The following is a 14352-nucleotide window of genomic DNA, read 5'->3' on the forward strand; positions in this document are numbered from 1 at the left end:
CGCTGAATATGATTCACTAATTTTAACCTTATCATGAAATCGACACTCCTGTTACTGGGATGGATGTTTCTTTCTTCCCTTGATGTAGCGGCGAAGCCGCCGCATTTCCGCGTCATCGCCTTTTATACAGCGAAAAACGATGCCGCGCATATCAGCTTCGTCCATGAGGCCAACCGCTGGTTCCCGGAAATGGCGAAGAAATATGGATTCGAATACGACTCCACCAACGATTGGAGCAAGATGACGCTTGCTTTCCTCTCCCAATACCAGGTGGTGCTGTTCCTCGACACCCGGCCCGAGGACTCGGCGCAACGCGCGGCCTTCCGCCGGTATATGGAACAGGGCGGGGGTTGGATGGGATTCCATTTCGTGGCCTTTGCGCTCACCCCTTCCGGGGTGCCGCAGAACTGGGACTGGTATCATAACCAGTTCATCGGCGCCGGCTCCTATGTCAGCAACACCTGGCGTCCCACATCGGCGATCCTCCGGGTGGAAGACAAGCGTCATCCCGTGACCCGGCGCCTTCCCGCGCGTTTCGCCACCGCTCCGAACGAATGGTACCGCTGGTCGAAGGACCTGCGCCAGGATGCGGATATCGATATCCTGCTGGCGATCGATTCATCCAGTTTTCCCCTGGGCACGGGGCCCAAGCCCTCGGAGATCTGGCATAGCGGGTATTATCCCGTTGTGTGGACCAACAAGAAATACCGGATGGTGTATTTCAATATGGGGCATAACGACATTGATTACGAGCATAAGACCAATAAGGAGCTTTCTTTCACGCTGGCCAACGCCGCAGAGGACAAGCTCATCTTGAACAGCCTGCTCTGGCTGGGTCGCGGTAGCCATTGACGCCGGTAGCCTATCCGATATCATCACCGCCGGTGGGTCTCGATCAGCTCCGCGATCGTATGATGACCGAAGTGCTGCGCCCAGCCAAGCGCAGTACTCTGGTAGACCTTATCTTTCAGCTGCAGATCGGCATCGGCCGAGAGCGCCAGCCGGGCCAATTCTTCATCATTGCGTTCGGCGGCAAAATGCAGCAGCGTCTTATTCCATTCTCCATACAGCCGGTCGACCAGCGAGGGATCATCGGCCACCAGCTGCCGCGCCCGATCCTTCCAGTCCAGGTCCCAGGCGTCCAATATCGAACAAGCCGCGCCACCCGTCACCAGCCATTCGGCCGCCTCCGGCCGGCGGCAATGCACGGCAAGCTCCATCAGTGTCATTCCATTGGTGATCGGCCGGTTGAGATCGGCCGGTTCATGCCGCAGCTGATCGAGGGTTTCGCGGTCACCACGGGCAACGGCTTCGGCAAGCCGCACTTCCCGCGGGGAAGGAGGATGCGCCAGCAGGCGTTCGGTGAGCAGCCACCAGGTGTGCCCCTCTCCCACGGTGACGAAACCCAGGCGTTCATAGGTGCGACGGCCGGCGTCGGTGGAGTTCAGCACGGCATAGCGGTATCCTTTGTCGCGGGCGTGGAGGCAGGCCGCCAGGGTGACCGCTTTGCCGATCCCGAGGCGCCGGGCACGGGGAACCACCCCGACATGATAGATGCCGGCGGCGCCATAGGGTCCCGTGGAAAGAAAGACGATGCTATGCGCGACGATCTTCCCCTTCCACCGGGCGATGAAACGTGTCCATTGTCCCGGCAACTCGGCCTTCTGGGCGGAAGGGATCACCACCTGTGCATAGGGAAGGCCCTTGATAGAATCGAGGGAGATCAGGTTGTCGATATCGATATCGAGTCCTTTTGGGAAAGGATGATGGGTTTGTACCCGGAGAAGATCCAACCCCATCCACCGCGGACGCCAGCCGGGCTGAAATCCGCGGGCCAGCAGAAGTGCACCCAGATCGGCAGGCCGCGTGGGATCGAGCGACCAGCAGCCCGCACCCTTTGGCGGATGCTTCAGATAAAAATCGATCAGCTCGTCCAGCCGCGAACCGGCCTGTTGCGGCCCAAGCTCCGGAAAAGGAACCATCGAAGGACTATATGGGGTCCCACTGGTCCAGGACAATTCTCCCCTCGTCACATAACTGCCGCCGAGCGCTTCAGCCTCCTGCCTGAACAGCGAGGTATGGTTTACGGCGGCAGCCCGTTCCAGCTGTACGGGGCTGGCATCGTCTTGCGATAACATAATGGGAAAATAAGAAAAAAATGGGTAGGGTCAATTCAAGAGGTGGATATCCCGAAGATATCTTTCGGAATAATGGTTCTCGATAGCCACGCCGACGGCTTCCGTCAGCCCCGTCGATTCCTTCTCGATATCCGCCCAGGCCTCCTTCTTGTTGTACACCAGCGCCATCGGTTCGGCCTCGCCTTCGGGGAAGCTGACCAAAAAGATCACGATCGCGTTGATCAATATCGGCTGAACGTTTACAAGACTCCATCGCCGGTCGAAGAAATACTCCAGCTCGAGGTTTTTGTTGAAAGGCAAATGCTGCTGAAGCGAGGAAGCATAGCCAATATTTTTTAACCCGTTGAGTTTTAATCGAAAACCTGACATAGCGATAAATTAATAGTTTTAAGCCCTTTATTCGGCAGATAACAGCAGGGACAGGTCTTTTGCGAAGGTCAAAACAATGGCTGAAGGATATGGCAATATTAATAGCTTTACGAGATAGAAAAGTAGAATTAATTCTACAGGCGAAAATTTTTTAATCGTCAATTTAGCATCGATACAAGAGTTAGGAGTATACTCTTATGCAACCACAGATACTATTGGCCGATGACCACAGCATGATCCGTAAGGGTCTCAAGCTGCTGCTGCAGCTGCATCTGGGCTTTACTGAAGTGTCCGAGGTCCTGAGCTGCAGCGAGCTGATGAAAGAGCTCGGTAAGAAAAGATACTCCCACCTGGTATTGGACATCATTTTGTCCGATGGGAGCACGCTGGAGATCCTTCCTGCTATCCGGAAGCTGTATCCCGAGTTGCGCGTCATGGTCTTTTCCATGCAACCTGCCGAGGTGTACGGTAAGGCCTTGCGACAATACGGGATCGAACATTATCTTCCGAAAACGACGCCCGAAGAAGAGACCATCCGGCTGTTGGGCCGGTTCCTTCAGAACGAACAGGCGCCGAGGGAAAGCGCCGAAGGACGTCATCCCAACAACCCCTTCTCGGCCCTCGCCCCGCGCGAGCTGGAAATTCTCCACTATGTGCTGAAAGGGATGGGCACAAAGGAGATCGCCGAAACCCTGAACGTAAAGATGAATACCGTCTCTACGGTGAAGAATCGCATCTTCGAGAAAACACTCACGACAAACCTGAAAGAATTGATGGAATTGGCTACATTGTATAATGTTAATTACTAAGATAACGAGTTTATCTTTCTGGCTGCTGGCAATCCCCCTCTTCCTCTCTGCCCAGCCTGGTAATTATCATAGGCGGACCACGGGTCCGCCGGCCGAAGGCCTCCCATCATTAGCGGAAAATGGGAGACCCGCTAATTTCCAGACAGCGGGTCGGACATTTTCAATCCAACGCTTTTCTACTGACAACGGCCTCCCCTCCAACGGCATCAAGGGACTGCAATGGGACGAGAAGACCGGCTTTCTCTGGATCGCCACCGAAGCGGGCGTCGCCCGCTACAACGGCGCCGATTTTCGCGTTTTCAACCGGGCCGGCTCGCCGGAGATGTATTCCGAACGCATGCTGTTCCTGCTTCGCACGCGGGATGGACGCATCTATACATCGGACGAGACCGGCGATCTGTTCTTTGTGATGCAGAATAAGCTGCAGTTCGTCGGCCAGGTGAAGGTAGACGTCCGGTCGTCGACCTTCAAGCTGACGGGGCTCGTCGCCTCCGGAAAGCTGTTCCGTCAGTCTTCGCAACAACCGCCCGCCGATTTTGGATTCAGCTGGTACCACGAACAGCTTGTGCCGCTCAGCGACAGCCGGCTCCTGCTGACCCACAACGACTCATTGTATGACTATCGGGCCGGGCTGCCGTTACCGGCATTCATCACTACGCTGGCTCCCGCTTCGCGGATCTTCTATTGTCAAAACAAACTCTTCGTCTTTCATCCCGTGAACGGCTTTTACCAGCTGGACCCCGATAACCCCGTCAAGTCACCTGTGGCGCTCGAGGGATGGGAAAAGATGACGCACAAACCGATCCTTTTCTGGGACAACGGGATGCGCGAACCCCTGCTGGTCGATGGCAGCAATGTATTTGCGCTCGGCTATGCGGACGGGAAGCTTCGGTCCCGGCTGATCTGCACGGCATTGCCGCGGGAAGGCCTTCTGTCTTTTCTCAAGTACGACAGCGCCACGGGTATGTTGTTCGTGGGAACCCAGTCCAGGGGGATCTATATCATCCGGAAGAACGAGGTGAGGACCGTGAGAAAAGCACCGGCAATGCCCGATCGGCCGACCGCCTATTACAGCCAGGTGCCATTGCCTGCCGGCTCCTTTCTCAGCGATAAAGGCGATGTGCTGGGAGGAGGTAGCGATCCTTCCGTGCTGGCTTTTCGGGGGACCTTCAATAATTTCGTTTATACCGATCCCGACAGCGTCCTTTGGTACAGCAGCAACGATACCCTTTATGGCTTTTCCATCCGAACCCACCGGTTGCAATCGGTTTTTGCCGGCGCGGGGGCCATTACCACGGGTTTTGCAGCATCGGAAGGTCGGCTTTATCTCGCCAACGCCATCGGCGTCGGAGAATTGAAGGGCGACAAGGTGGAATATACCTATCGCTACCCCCAGGCCGACATCAACAGCAATTTTCCTTTTGCGACGATCGCCACGGGTCCCGGTCTGCTGGCGATCGCCACCTGCAACGGGCTGTTCCGCTACGACGTCCATACGCACCGGCTGGACACCCTCCTGCATATCCCCGGCATCTGCGTCCGGGCCTTATGGATGTACAAAGGGTATCTTTTTGTGGGGACCTATGGCCGCGGCATCTGGCTCTACCGGGGAGATGCCATCCGGCCCATTCCACTGGACAAGAAAGGGTACCTGCAATACGCCCACTGCTTTGTCCCCGATCGCTCGGGCTATTGTTGGATCAGCACCAATCACGGCCTCTTCCGGGCCCGGCCCGACGACATGATCGCGGCGTATGGCCATGCGGACCAGGAGATCTATTACCATTACTATGGACGGGAGGAAGGAATGGAGATGACGGAACTGAATGGAGGCTGTACGCCCTGTGCTTTGGCCCTCAATGACACGACCCTGTCGTTTCCGTCGATGGACGGGCTGGTCTGGGTCAACCCCCGGGGCGCCATTCCCACGTTGCCCGGGGGGGCCATCTACATTGACTCGTTCGTGGCAGACAGTCAGCGGATCAACACGACCAGCCTTGTGAGGCCGCAGCTGCCCGCCAATACCCGGAACCTGAGCTTCAACCTCGCTTTTCCCGCCTGGGCCAATCCGGAGAACCAGCACATCGAATACCGGCTGGAACCCTGGTCGAAGGACTGGGAACCGCTGGATGGGACCCATCGCCCGGAACTGCATTTCAGCAATCTACCCGACGGGGATTACAGCCTGATGGTACGGAAGATGAACGGTTTCGGCATCCCCCGTCTCGAGCTGGCGGTCACCAGCTTCTCGATCCTGCCGCACTGGTACCGGCAACCCTGGAGCTGGCTGCTCGGCGTTTGTCTCCTCAGCGCGCTGGTGATCACCCTGGTGCGCTGGCGGACCCGGCGTTTTCATGTCCGGCAGAACAACCTCGAAAAACAGATCGCCGAAAAGACCCGTGAGCTGCAGGCGAAGAACGAAGAGCTGGAGAAGACCGATCTCATCAAGACCCGGCTGATCTCCATCATCAGCCACGATCTGGTGACGCCGCTGCGCTTCTTGCATTTGACCGGCAAGAACCTGATCGAAAAGAAGGAAGAGCTCACCGAGGATTTGCTACAGGAAGCCATCGGCGAGATGGCGACCACCTCCAAGGAGCTGGAGCTGCTTTCGACCAATATCCTCAATTGGATCAAATACCGCAATGAGGACCGGCGGCTGGCCAAGGAAAGCTTTGATCTCCATGAGCTGGTGAGCCAGCTTTGCAGCATCTTCAACGCCCTGGCCCGTCAAAAACAGCTGCGGCTCATCAATGGCGTCGATGAAGGTGGGGTCCTCTATCAATATATTGAGCCGGTAAAGATCGTGCTGTATAACCTTATCCTCAATGGAATCAACTTTACGACGGAAGGCTATATCCGCATCAGCAGCATTCGCAACAGGGACGGCATAGCCCTGCAGATCCAGGACACCGGCGTCGGGATGACCCAGGACCAGATCAACAATATAATGGCCGACCAGATCATCATCTCGTCGGCCAATGTCGACAACCGGAAGGGGAACGGGCTCGGCTACCTGATCATCAAAGACCTGCTGAAGATACTCAGGGGCAGCCTGAATATCCGCAGCGAAAAGGAACATGGAACGACTGTAACCGTATGGATACCCTCATAGCATTGTATAGATCAGCAGCGCCGCAGCCGCAACGCCGACCAAAAAGCAGATCAGCAACGCTATCCCACCTCTTACCGAAAGAGACAGCGGCCGGTGCTCCTTCAGTTCTGCGGGGTCTTCTATGATCGTTCGCGTTGCTTCCTGCATCTTTCAAATGAATTTTATCCGTGTAGGACCGTTGAATTGTCCAGGTATTGCTGTGTCGGGTGATAGATGAACAGGCAGCTGCCGTCTTTCACGGCCCGGATGATCCGGCCGCTGAATTCCGAGGGAAGGGCCGGGCATCCCAGGCTGGTCCCCAGGTTGCCATAGTCCTCCATGTATCTTTCGGACGCATAGGAGGACCCGTGCAGGACGATCTGTCTTTTCATCGCCATATCGTTATAGCCGGGGTCTACACCGTTCAGCCGCAGGGAAAGCCCATTGCGGCCGACATAGGTCTTCTGGGTGATGTAGAAGCCGAGGCTGCTCTTGTAGCTGTCGGGTTCGTTGGAGAATTCGCTGGCATACTCGTCCCCGCTGTTCTGCCCGTGAGCGACAAAGGTGCGGTACAACAGCTTGCGATGCTGTACGTCGATGACGTACATCCGCCGGTTCCGCGAAGACTGGCTGAAGTCGCAGATGGAAAGAACGGCGCGCTTGTGGACGAGGCCTTTCTTGACGAGGTTATGATATCCGCGCCAGGCGTACTCGAACGCTTTTGGATCGAGCCCGCAGTCCTGCAGGTCCATGGCGGTATAGATCATCGCCGCCTGGCGGATCACCATTTTCAGCTCGGCGGCCTTTGCATCCGCGGCGGAAGCAGCCGGAGCGGCAGCAGCAGCCGTAGCGGCAGCAGTAGCAGCAGCAGCCGGAACGGCCATAGTCGCCACCGCCGCCGGAGCGGCGGCACTGGCGGTCGCCGAAGCGACAACAGACGAAATAGCAGAATAAGGGGCGTCCACAGCTATCGGAACGGCGCGCATCGCGACGACAGTCGGACGATCGACAAACTTTTTAATGACGGAACTCGTGAAATAGGAAATGGCGCCAGTCTTATGGCGCAAATTATAGCCCGCATCGGACGGGGTCGTGCCCGACATCATCGCGGGCGCCGTAAGGATCATAGAGGATAAGGCGGCCTTAGACAACAGGTTGGTTAATAGACGCATCGGAATTGGATTTTGGCGCGGGCCTCGCGGTCCGCCCGGTTATAGGGTAAAGATTCATCAAGGGTCAATTTTAAAACTCACTCTTTCGACCAGGCCGTTGTCCCTGTACAACTCGTACACGAACCGGCCGGCATGACCGAAATTGTATTTTTCAATGATCAGCAGGGGATCGTGGATCTGGCGGATCTCGAACAGTAAGGACTGCTTATCATCAAAGAACCGGATGCGATAACGCTCGAGAGCGTCTGCCGGCGGCGTGATAACGATATCTCCATTCCTTTGATGCCGGACAATTCCGGATGCTCGGTTCGTCAGGGCAGTATCCCGGCTATATAACGTCTTTTTTCCGGCGAAATTGCCGGCTTGCGCCTCCCCTGCCAGAAGTAGGAGGACGATGCCGGAAAGGAAGATCCCTCCCGGGCGGTAAAATGGGTACGACATTGATCTACAGTTTATTAGGGTTTCAGGGTATCCTTAGTCCGTACCGGTCGGGCGATTGTTCTCTTCCAGCTTGTTGCTCTTCATCGGAATTACGGGGTTGGTAATATCCTTCATTTTCGCTTCCAGCTGGATGTACTCCCGCTGACTGTCCAGCACTTCGGCATAGGCAGAGACCAATTCGCGCTCGAGCTCGATGATCTTCCGCTGTTTTTTGCTCAGCTCCTTCTTACGGGGCAGGGTGCCGAGAAAAAACGAGACGATCATCAGCAAGCCGAGAATATAAATGTTAAGGGTGAGGTCGAAATAGGGCATACGTGGATCATTTTGTTGAACAATAGGATACCTGAAAATGAAAATGATCTGGGTGCAGCTATCGACCTGGCAACGAACGTGTGGGAAGGCGTGATCCGCCGGTTGGGTAATACTTGTGCATAGGGTACTGAATTTAGTTCTATAAATGTACCCTGCCTCGCCACCGGCCCTTACTCATTTTTATAAAAACGGACACGCAATAGGACAACGGAACGGATAATCACCCGTTTATATTATTTTTATTGTTCAAGGTTAAGGCATTATAAACAAGTTTATCAAGAGTTCAATCGTTGCTCTTCTTTTCCTTACCGTCAAGTCTGTCCTATGTCAACCCGAAACGGTCAACGGTTATTCCGTCCAGCACTTTACCGATGAGAACGGTTTGCCCCAGAACAGCATCAGCGATCTGCTGTTCGATAAGGATGGCTATCTGTGGCTCGCTTCGCAGGCGGGGCTGGTGAGATTCAATGGAAGCAGCTTCCAACTTTACTATCCCGATGACAAGCCGGTAATGGAATCCAACATCGTTGCGCTCGGCAAGAATGCAAATGGATCGTTGTATTTTCAAACGCAGGATCATCATCTCTATTGTTATAGGGGCGATAACGATCGATCCCTGCGCCCGATCAACACGTCCGCCACAAAGCGGCCCTCCACCGGGATTCCCTAAGCACAGTTTACAGCAGTGGGAACCGGATCGCCGGCCCCGCGCGCATGCCGGGAATGGAGGGCCGGTCTTACCGTCTCTACTCCTGCGAACCCACGGCGGATACGGTCCGGCTACCCGCCGGTTATAACAGCCTCCTGCTGGAGGTTTCCTGTCCCTATTTCGGTAACCGGAATAATCTCGGGCCGGGGCATGAGCCCGGAACAGGCCGCGGCCTTCCGGGGCGAGGGGAACCTGGACAATCTGAAAAGCGGGAGCCAGCTGGGTCACCAGTTCATCGTCGATCTCACCCGGCACCTCGACGGCACACTGTCGGTGGACACCGGCCACGGATCGGGCACGACGGTGACGCTCCGTATTCCGCTGGACCTGCCCGGATAAGAACGCCACAGGCGTTCCCATGGCGTCACGCCAGGCTATCGATCTGTTTCTTGTACTTGCCCGGCGTTATCTGGTATACTTTCTTGAACGCCAATATATAGTTGCTGATGCTGGAATACCCTATCTCATAGGCGATCTGGCTGATGGATTTGACGTTGTCGGCAATCATTTCCTTTGACTTCTCGATCCGCTTGTTCCGGATATATTCCGAAATGGTCATGCCATGGATGGACTTGAAGAGAAAGTTCAGCCGGTGATAACTGGTGTAGGTCTTTTTCAAAATGGAGTCGACCGTAAAAGTATCGGAGCAATAGTATTCCGAAATATAGGATTCCACTTCACGGATCAGGCTCAGGTCGTCCTCGTTCTCGATATCGGACGTCGGGCTGACGCCCAGCAGGCTCCGGTGGCGGTTGCACAGGAAATATTCCAGCAGGGCGAGAGCGCTGTTTTGCAGATCCAGCAGGGAAAGCGGCTCTTCGCCGGCTGTGTTGGACCCGGAAGACCTTTCACCGGCCGTGTTCAGCGCCGAAGAGAGCTGGGAAAGCTGTCTCCGTCCGAGGCGGCAGGTGATGATATTGGCTCCCTCTTCCAGCTCCTGCTCGAGCTTGCGGAAGGGAGTATTGGCGCCCAGGAAATGGGGCACCCAGCCTTTTGGAACGAACAGGACAAGGGCGGCAAAGGAAACCGAAGCGCCGGTACGGAAGCTCATGCGTTTCCCGGCAGCACTGATCAGGCCCAGTCCGGGGCTGGCGGGCTGTTCCTTGTCGCCGGGCCGGTGGCCGGTCGCGATACGGACATCACCTTTGAAGTTGATAAAGCTGATCACGTAGCCTTCCTCGTGGAAGTCCGGAAGAGGGATGTCCTGCCGGTCTACCGTGGCTTTCAGAACGGCGGCCCGAAGGCCAACCGGTAAGGACAATACCTGCAGGGCCTTCATGGGCTGCTCCTGTTCAGGATCCTGGAATTTCATAGTCATTGTATTGCGGGGTTAGAGTGAAGGGTCAGAACGGTAGGGTATCCTCAATGAGGATTCAGATAATGCCAGGGCGAAAAACCATATTCCTTCTTAAAGGCCAACGTGAAATGGGACGGGTTGGAATAACCGATCTCCGTCGCCACCACCTTTACCGGGATCTTGCTGTCCAGCAGTTTCCGGGCATGCTCCAGCTTGTTCTTCTGATAATAGCCGAACAGGGTCTCGCCGTAATATCTTTTGAATTTTGTCTTCAGGCTGGTGGGACTCATCGCCGAGATCCTGGACAGCTTTTCGATCCCGGGGAACTCCTTCTTATACTGCGAGCAAAGATGCTGCTCCACCCGGGACAGGCTGCGGGTGTCCTGCGAACTTAGGCCATTCCCTTCGCCGGCAAGCTTTTGCATGACGAAGAACTGCTGGAGGAGATACTCCATCAGCATCGACACATTGCGGATGGTGAACAGCTCGCGGAAGGGATGCTGGACGATCTCGGTCATGAAATCGTTCAACAGAAGGCGGTATTTGAACGTGATGGGCCAGGTCAAAGAGGCAGGGCCTTCCGGCGAATCGAGAATGGCGCCGATGGTGCCGGCGTCGAAGTCCTTGATAAGGTCGTCAAGACTGCTTTTGCGGACGCGGACGATGAGGCTGCGGATGACCCGCTCACGGGGATAGACGATCGTCTTACCCCGGCCCGCATCGGCGATAGATACCGCGGAATGGCCTTTCTCGACACCGCTCATGCTAGTGACAGGCAGGTCGCTATCGCCTTTAGCGGGAATTTCTATCTCGTCGAAATGCAGGATGTAGGAGGAAGCGTCGGTGGAAGGCTGGAACCGGATGGTCAGGTCATCCGTGAGCATGGAAACATTGAGAGCCAGCACCTCGATGCCGGTATTGATGCCGGCGGCCGTTATGAAGCCTTTGCCTGTTTTCCCGGAAAAATAGAGAACGGAATCCGATACGATACAAGACTTGTCTTCTGCAATCACCTCAAAACATTTCAGAAAACTTTCTGAATTTTCAAGAGATACATAGCTCATTGCGTAAATTTTGATTCGCTTTTATTCGCCTGACAATAAAGAACTTCTTGCGACCACTAATCGCCGACAAGGTATAAAATTAGCATTTCTCCCCGTTATAGTAAAAGCATGAATTGGAAGTAGTTTTTTTTCGATAGATCCGTCTGTAAAAACACTTAGTAAAATTCTTTCCGGGGGGGCCGTCATACCATACAAGGTCTTTTTACGTTACTGATAGGTACCCTACGGTTATCCGAAATCGTGATTTCGGACCAATTTGTAGGCCAAATCCATACCCACATGAATAATTCTACAAAGAAGGACGGCCCTGATACCGATCTCCGTTCCCTGCTGAAACACCAGCACAAAAGGGTGTATTCCATCTGTCGCCTTTTTGCCCACAATTACAGGGAACATCAGCATCTTTTCACCAGCATCATCGCCGCGGCTTCTCAAAACATCCGCACCCGCAAGGACAACAGCGACGACAAACAGACCATGCTTCTCCGCGCCTGTATCAATATGGCGGCGCTGCATTCCATCAGCCTCGAACTCGAACCCGCCGTGGATCGGAGCATCCAATTCAAGTCTCCTGACTATCAGCGGAGTATGACGAATTTCCGGGAAGCGATGGGCAGCGTCTCCGATTTGGAGAAGTTCAGGCTTTTCCTGGAATTCGAAAAGGTCGCACCAGAAGAAATGGTCAGTCTCACCGGGATCACTCTGGGCTGCCGGGACCTTAACCGTAAGAAGGAAGCGGAGACGGCCAGAAAGAATTTCATCCCGTACTTAAAGGAAAAACTGATATGGAGCTAAAGAAGCTGCTACAACATTGGAATAATTTTCCCGAGGTCTCCATGGAGGAGCGGCCCGTTCTGTCTTCCGACCTGGAAAAGATCGTCGTGAAGAATCCTTTGTCTGACGCCTTCTACCTCCGCAAAAAGCTCGTCATCCGGATTGCGATCATGGCCGGGCTCCTGTTGATCAATACCTGGCAGTTCCGTCATCAATGGATCACGCAAGGCAACGAGCTGTATCCCCAGGGGGCGCTTTTCGTTCTGCTTCTCGGTTCCCTTTATTTCCATATCCGGCTCCTTCTGTTCGCCGACTACCCTACCCTGCTGGCATTACCCCTGCTGAACTTTCTGAACAAACTGGAGACGGTCCTCGACAAATTCATCCTCAGCTTCAAATTCATAAGCGCGCTGGCAGGCTTTTATCTTCTTTTCGGGGTAGAAGGGCTGCTGGCCCGGATCAGTCCTGGCGCCGCCGCGGCCCTGAGCAACAATGACTGGTATAAGTGGTTGATCCTGATCTTCCTTTCCGTTTCTGCCGATATTCTTTTGCTCCATACCCTTATTCCCCGGTACCGCAAACTGATGAACACGGTGAAAAAATACAGGGACGGGATCGTCACCAAGGCCCAAAATTAATGAAATTATAGCCTTTATCCTCTATATTTGGGTCAAGTTCGATCAAATACAACATGCAGAACATTTTAATCGCGGATGACCATTCCATCGTTAGGGCAGGGCTGAAACTACTGATCAATAGCTGTATCAGGGATGTTACTATCGATGAGGCCGAAGACGGTGAGGCCGTCATCAAGAAGATGAAGTCCGCGCATTTCGACCTGCTGATCCTCGACATCAACATGCCGCACACCGAATCCTTTAGCCTCACGGCCTACCTGCTGAAGGAATATCCCGGCCTAAAGATCATTATCTTCACGATGAACCAGGAGGTCTTTTTTGCTAAAAGGTTTTTGAAGATCGGCGCACACGGTTATCTCAACAAATACTCCAAGGAATCCGAGATCAAATACGCCATCCAGAAAGTGCTGGGCGGAAAGCGCTATATCAGCGACAACCTCGCCGAGATCCTTTCCGGCGAGCTGACCAAGAAACTGAAGGATAATCCCTTTGAGGACCTTTCCGACCGGGAGTTCGAGGTGGTGCTGCAAATGCTGAAGGGAAGCTCGGTGTCGGAGATCGCCAACACGCTCAGCCTGCACAAGTCGACCGTTGGAACGCATAAGACGCGTATCCTCGACAAGTTAAAGATATCCAATACCGTCGAGTTGATCAACCTGGCGCGCCTCTATGAAATAATCTAAAGCCCGAAGAATTTCTCCATTGCCTTTCTCACTCCGTCATTGTTATTCGTGTCCGTGACATGATCGGCTACCGCTTTGATGTCATCGGGTGCGTTGCCCATGGCAACGCCTACCCCGGCGAACTGGATCATTTCGACGTCGTTGTAGTTATCGCCCATGGCGATCACTTCTTCCCGGGCGATGCCCAGCCGCTGGCTGACGAATTTCACCGCATTGGCCTTGGAGCCCCGGGAATCCATCACCTCGAGATAGGTGGCCTTTGAGGGATAGATATTCAGCCTGCCGTTGTAGATCGACCGGAGGTGTTTTTGTATCTGCGAGATAGTATCGGGTTCGCTCATGACCATCATCTTGTTGGGTGCGATCTTTCTTTCCGCCCATTCGTGGACGAGGCTGGCGATGGGGCCCACTTCGACGGGGACGTCCATTATCTTCTGCTCATGATCGGTCCAGGCATCTTTCTTTTCGGAGAACCATTCCCGCTGGAGGTAGTAGGCAATGGTAGCCTTGAATGGTCGCACCTCCTCGGTAACCCGGGTGGTGACATCCAGGGAGACCATGGCCTGGAAGATGGGCTGGTCATTCTCTACGATATAGCTGCCATTGAGGGTGATCACCGGGAATGTGGCGGGGAGGCCGATTTGCCGGAAAGTAGGCAGGACGGCGTTGATGGGCCGGGCCGAGACCAGGATGACCGCGATGCCGTTATTGGTCAGGTGATGGATAGTTTGGATCGTTTCATCGCTGACGGAATGGTCCGACTTCAATAGGGTTCCGTCCATGTCGAGGAATACAGCTTTATACATGCACTTGTTTTGGGCCTGCAATATACAGGAAAATCCACGGGATTTT

At 54.5% G+C, this 14352-nt stretch carries 17 protein-coding genes; 8 read left to right on the plus strand and 9 right to left on the minus strand.

Annotated elements, in window-relative coordinates; genetic code table 11:
* Positions 1-33: 33 nt before the first annotated feature.
* Positions 34-852 (plus strand): ThuA domain-containing protein, encoded by an 819-nt coding sequence (locus VHE34_RS15130; protein ID WP_325589366.1) that lies wholly within the window; start codon positions 34-36, stop codon positions 850-852.
* Positions 853-875: 23 nt separating this feature from the next.
* On the opposite strand, the gene VHE34_RS15135 is transcribed toward VHE34_RS15130, so the two are convergent.
* Both VHE34_RS15135 and VHE34_RS15140 read right to left on the minus strand, forming a co-directional pair.
* Entirely contained in the window at positions 876-2138 is a 1263-nt protein-coding gene (locus VHE34_RS15135; RefSeq protein WP_325589368.1) for a GNAT family N-acetyltransferase, read from the minus strand.
* Positions 2139-2168: 30 nt separating this feature from the next.
* Complete coding sequence (locus VHE34_RS15140; protein ID WP_325589370.1) at positions 2169-2507, minus strand: hypothetical protein; 339 nt, start codon at positions 2505-2507, stop codon at positions 2169-2171.
* A 197-nt stretch (positions 2508-2704) separates the two neighbouring features.
* Between VHE34_RS15140 and VHE34_RS15145 the strand changes: the two genes are divergently transcribed.
* Positions 2705-3316 (plus strand): response regulator transcription factor, encoded by a 612-nt coding sequence (locus VHE34_RS15145; protein WP_325589372.1) that lies wholly within the window; start codon positions 2705-2707, stop codon positions 3314-3316.
* Positions 3303-6431 carry a sensor histidine kinase gene (locus VHE34_RS15150; RefSeq protein ID WP_325589374.1) on the plus strand — a complete coding sequence of 1043 codons (3129 nt, stop codon included), beginning with the start codon at positions 3303-3305 and terminating at the stop codon, positions 6429-6431. The genes VHE34_RS15145 and VHE34_RS15150 overlap by 14 nt, the downstream gene beginning before the upstream one ends.
* Here the strand turns inward: VHE34_RS15150 and VHE34_RS15155 are convergent.
* Genes VHE34_RS15155 through VHE34_RS15170 form a run of 4 tightly spaced genes read right to left on the minus strand, consistent with a single transcriptional unit; the run spans position 6426 to position 8335 of the window.
* Positions 6426-6578 carry a hypothetical protein gene (locus VHE34_RS15155; RefSeq protein ID WP_325589376.1) on the minus strand — a complete coding sequence of 51 codons (153 nt, stop codon included), beginning with the start codon at positions 6576-6578 and terminating at the stop codon, positions 6426-6428. The genes VHE34_RS15150 and VHE34_RS15155 overlap by 6 nt on opposite strands.
* A gap of 14 nt (positions 6579-6592) precedes the next feature.
* The gene (locus VHE34_RS15160) at positions 6593-7582 is read right to left on the minus strand and encodes a murein L,D-transpeptidase catalytic domain family protein (RefSeq protein ID WP_325589378.1); all 990 of its coding nucleotides are present in this window, start codon (positions 7580-7582) and stop codon (positions 6593-6595) included.
* 57 nt (positions 7583-7639) lie between these two features.
* Entirely contained in the window at positions 7640-8023 is a 384-nt protein-coding gene (locus VHE34_RS15165; protein ID WP_325589380.1) for a hypothetical protein, read from the minus strand.
* A gap of 33 nt (positions 8024-8056) precedes the next feature.
* The gene (locus VHE34_RS15170) at positions 8057-8335 is read right to left on the minus strand and encodes a hypothetical protein (RefSeq protein WP_325589382.1); all 279 of its coding nucleotides are present in this window, start codon (positions 8333-8335) and stop codon (positions 8057-8059) included.
* Between the two features lie 382 nt (positions 8336-8717).
* Between VHE34_RS15170 and VHE34_RS15175 the strand changes: the two genes are divergently transcribed.
* Together VHE34_RS15175 and VHE34_RS15180 are read left to right on the plus strand one after the other, a co-directional pair.
* On the plus strand, positions 8718-9005 hold the full coding sequence (locus VHE34_RS15175; protein WP_325589384.1) for a two-component regulator propeller domain-containing protein: 288 nt from the start codon (positions 8718-8720) through the stop codon (positions 9003-9005).
* 189 nt (positions 9006-9194) lie between these two features.
* Positions 9195-9383: a hypothetical protein gene (locus VHE34_RS15180; protein WP_325589386.1), complete on the plus strand. Its 189-nt coding sequence runs from the start codon at positions 9195-9197 to the stop codon at positions 9381-9383.
* A 25-nt stretch (positions 9384-9408) separates the two neighbouring features.
* Here the strand turns inward: VHE34_RS15180 and VHE34_RS15185 are convergent, their stop codons facing one another.
* A complete protein-coding gene (locus VHE34_RS15185; RefSeq protein WP_325589387.1) occupies positions 9409-10356 on the minus strand; it encodes an AraC family transcriptional regulator in 948 nt (315 codons plus the stop codon).
* Positions 10357-10406: 50 nt separating this feature from the next.
* Positions 10407-11405 carry an AraC family transcriptional regulator gene (locus VHE34_RS15190; RefSeq protein WP_325589389.1) on the minus strand — a complete coding sequence of 333 codons (999 nt, stop codon included), beginning with the start codon at positions 11403-11405 and terminating at the stop codon, positions 10407-10409.
* A 279-nt stretch (positions 11406-11684) separates the two neighbouring features.
* On the opposite strand from VHE34_RS15190, the gene VHE34_RS15195 reads away from it, so the two are divergent.
* The 3 genes from VHE34_RS15195 to VHE34_RS15205 are packed head-to-tail and all read left to right on the plus strand — an operon-like array spanning position 11685 to position 13500.
* Positions 11685-12200 (plus strand): hypothetical protein, encoded by a 516-nt coding sequence (locus VHE34_RS15195; RefSeq protein ID WP_325589391.1) that lies wholly within the window; start codon positions 11685-11687, stop codon positions 12198-12200.
* Positions 12191-12817: a hypothetical protein gene (locus VHE34_RS15200; protein ID WP_325589393.1), complete on the plus strand. Its 627-nt coding sequence runs from the start codon at positions 12191-12193 to the stop codon at positions 12815-12817. The genes VHE34_RS15195 and VHE34_RS15200 overlap by 10 nt, the downstream gene beginning before the upstream one ends.
* 53 nt (positions 12818-12870) lie before the next feature.
* Positions 12871-13500, plus strand: a complete 630-nt coding sequence (locus tag VHE34_RS15205) for a response regulator transcription factor (RefSeq protein WP_325589395.1) — start codon at positions 12871-12873, stop codon at positions 13498-13500.
* Here VHE34_RS15205 and VHE34_RS15210 read toward each other — a convergent pair.
* Complete coding sequence (locus tag VHE34_RS15210; RefSeq protein ID WP_325589397.1) at positions 13497-14306, minus strand: Cof-type HAD-IIB family hydrolase; 810 nt, start codon at positions 14304-14306, stop codon at positions 13497-13499. The genes VHE34_RS15205 and VHE34_RS15210 overlap by 4 nt on opposite strands.
* Between the last annotated feature and the right edge of the window lie 46 nt (positions 14307-14352).

The organism is Puia sp. (assembly GCF_035546395.1).
In the GTDB taxonomy this organism is placed as follows: domain Bacteria; phylum Bacteroidota; class Bacteroidia; order Chitinophagales; family Chitinophagaceae; genus Puia.

Coding starts and splice junctions, on each gene's coding strand:
- VHE34_RS15130 (WP_325589366.1), top strand. CDS start 34: ATGAAATCGACACTCCTGTTACTGGGATGGATGTTTCTTTCTTCCCTT.
- VHE34_RS15135 (WP_325589368.1), bottom strand. CDS start 2,138: ATGTTATCGCAAGACGATGCCAGCCCCGTACAGCTGGAACGGGCTGCC.
- VHE34_RS15140 (WP_325589370.1), bottom strand. CDS start 2,507: ATGTCAGGTTTTCGATTAAAACTCAACGGGTTAAAAAATATTGGCTAT.
- VHE34_RS15145 (WP_325589372.1), top strand. CDS start 2,705: ATGCAACCACAGATACTATTGGCCGATGACCACAGCATGATCCGTAAG.
- VHE34_RS15150 (WP_325589374.1), top strand. CDS start 3,303: ATGTTAATTACTAAGATAACGAGTTTATCTTTCTGGCTGCTGGCAATC.
- VHE34_RS15155 (WP_325589376.1), bottom strand. CDS start 6,578: ATGCAGGAAGCAACGCGAACGATCATAGAAGACCCCGCAGAACTGAAG.
- VHE34_RS15160 (WP_325589378.1), bottom strand. CDS start 7,582: ATGCGTCTATTAACCAACCTGTTGTCTAAGGCCGCCTTATCCTCTATG.
- VHE34_RS15165 (WP_325589380.1), bottom strand. CDS start 8,023: ATGTCGTACCCATTTTACCGCCCGGGAGGGATCTTCCTTTCCGGCATC.
- VHE34_RS15170 (WP_325589382.1), bottom strand. CDS start 8,335: ATGCCCTATTTCGACCTCACCCTTAACATTTATATTCTCGGCTTGCTG.
- VHE34_RS15180 (WP_325589386.1), top strand. CDS start 9,195: ATGAGCCCGGAACAGGCCGCGGCCTTCCGGGGCGAGGGGAACCTGGAC.
- VHE34_RS15185 (WP_325589387.1), bottom strand. CDS start 10,356: ATGAAATTCCAGGATCCTGAACAGGAGCAGCCCATGAAGGCCCTGCAG.
- VHE34_RS15190 (WP_325589389.1), bottom strand. CDS start 11,405: ATGAGCTATGTATCTCTTGAAAATTCAGAAAGTTTTCTGAAATGTTTT.
- VHE34_RS15195 (WP_325589391.1), top strand. CDS start 11,685: ATGAATAATTCTACAAAGAAGGACGGCCCTGATACCGATCTCCGTTCC.
- VHE34_RS15200 (WP_325589393.1), top strand. CDS start 12,191: ATGGAGCTAAAGAAGCTGCTACAACATTGGAATAATTTTCCCGAGGTC.
- VHE34_RS15205 (WP_325589395.1), top strand. CDS start 12,871: ATGCAGAACATTTTAATCGCGGATGACCATTCCATCGTTAGGGCAGGG.
- VHE34_RS15210 (WP_325589397.1), bottom strand. CDS start 14,306: ATGTATAAAGCTGTATTCCTCGACATGGACGGAACCCTATTGAAGTCG.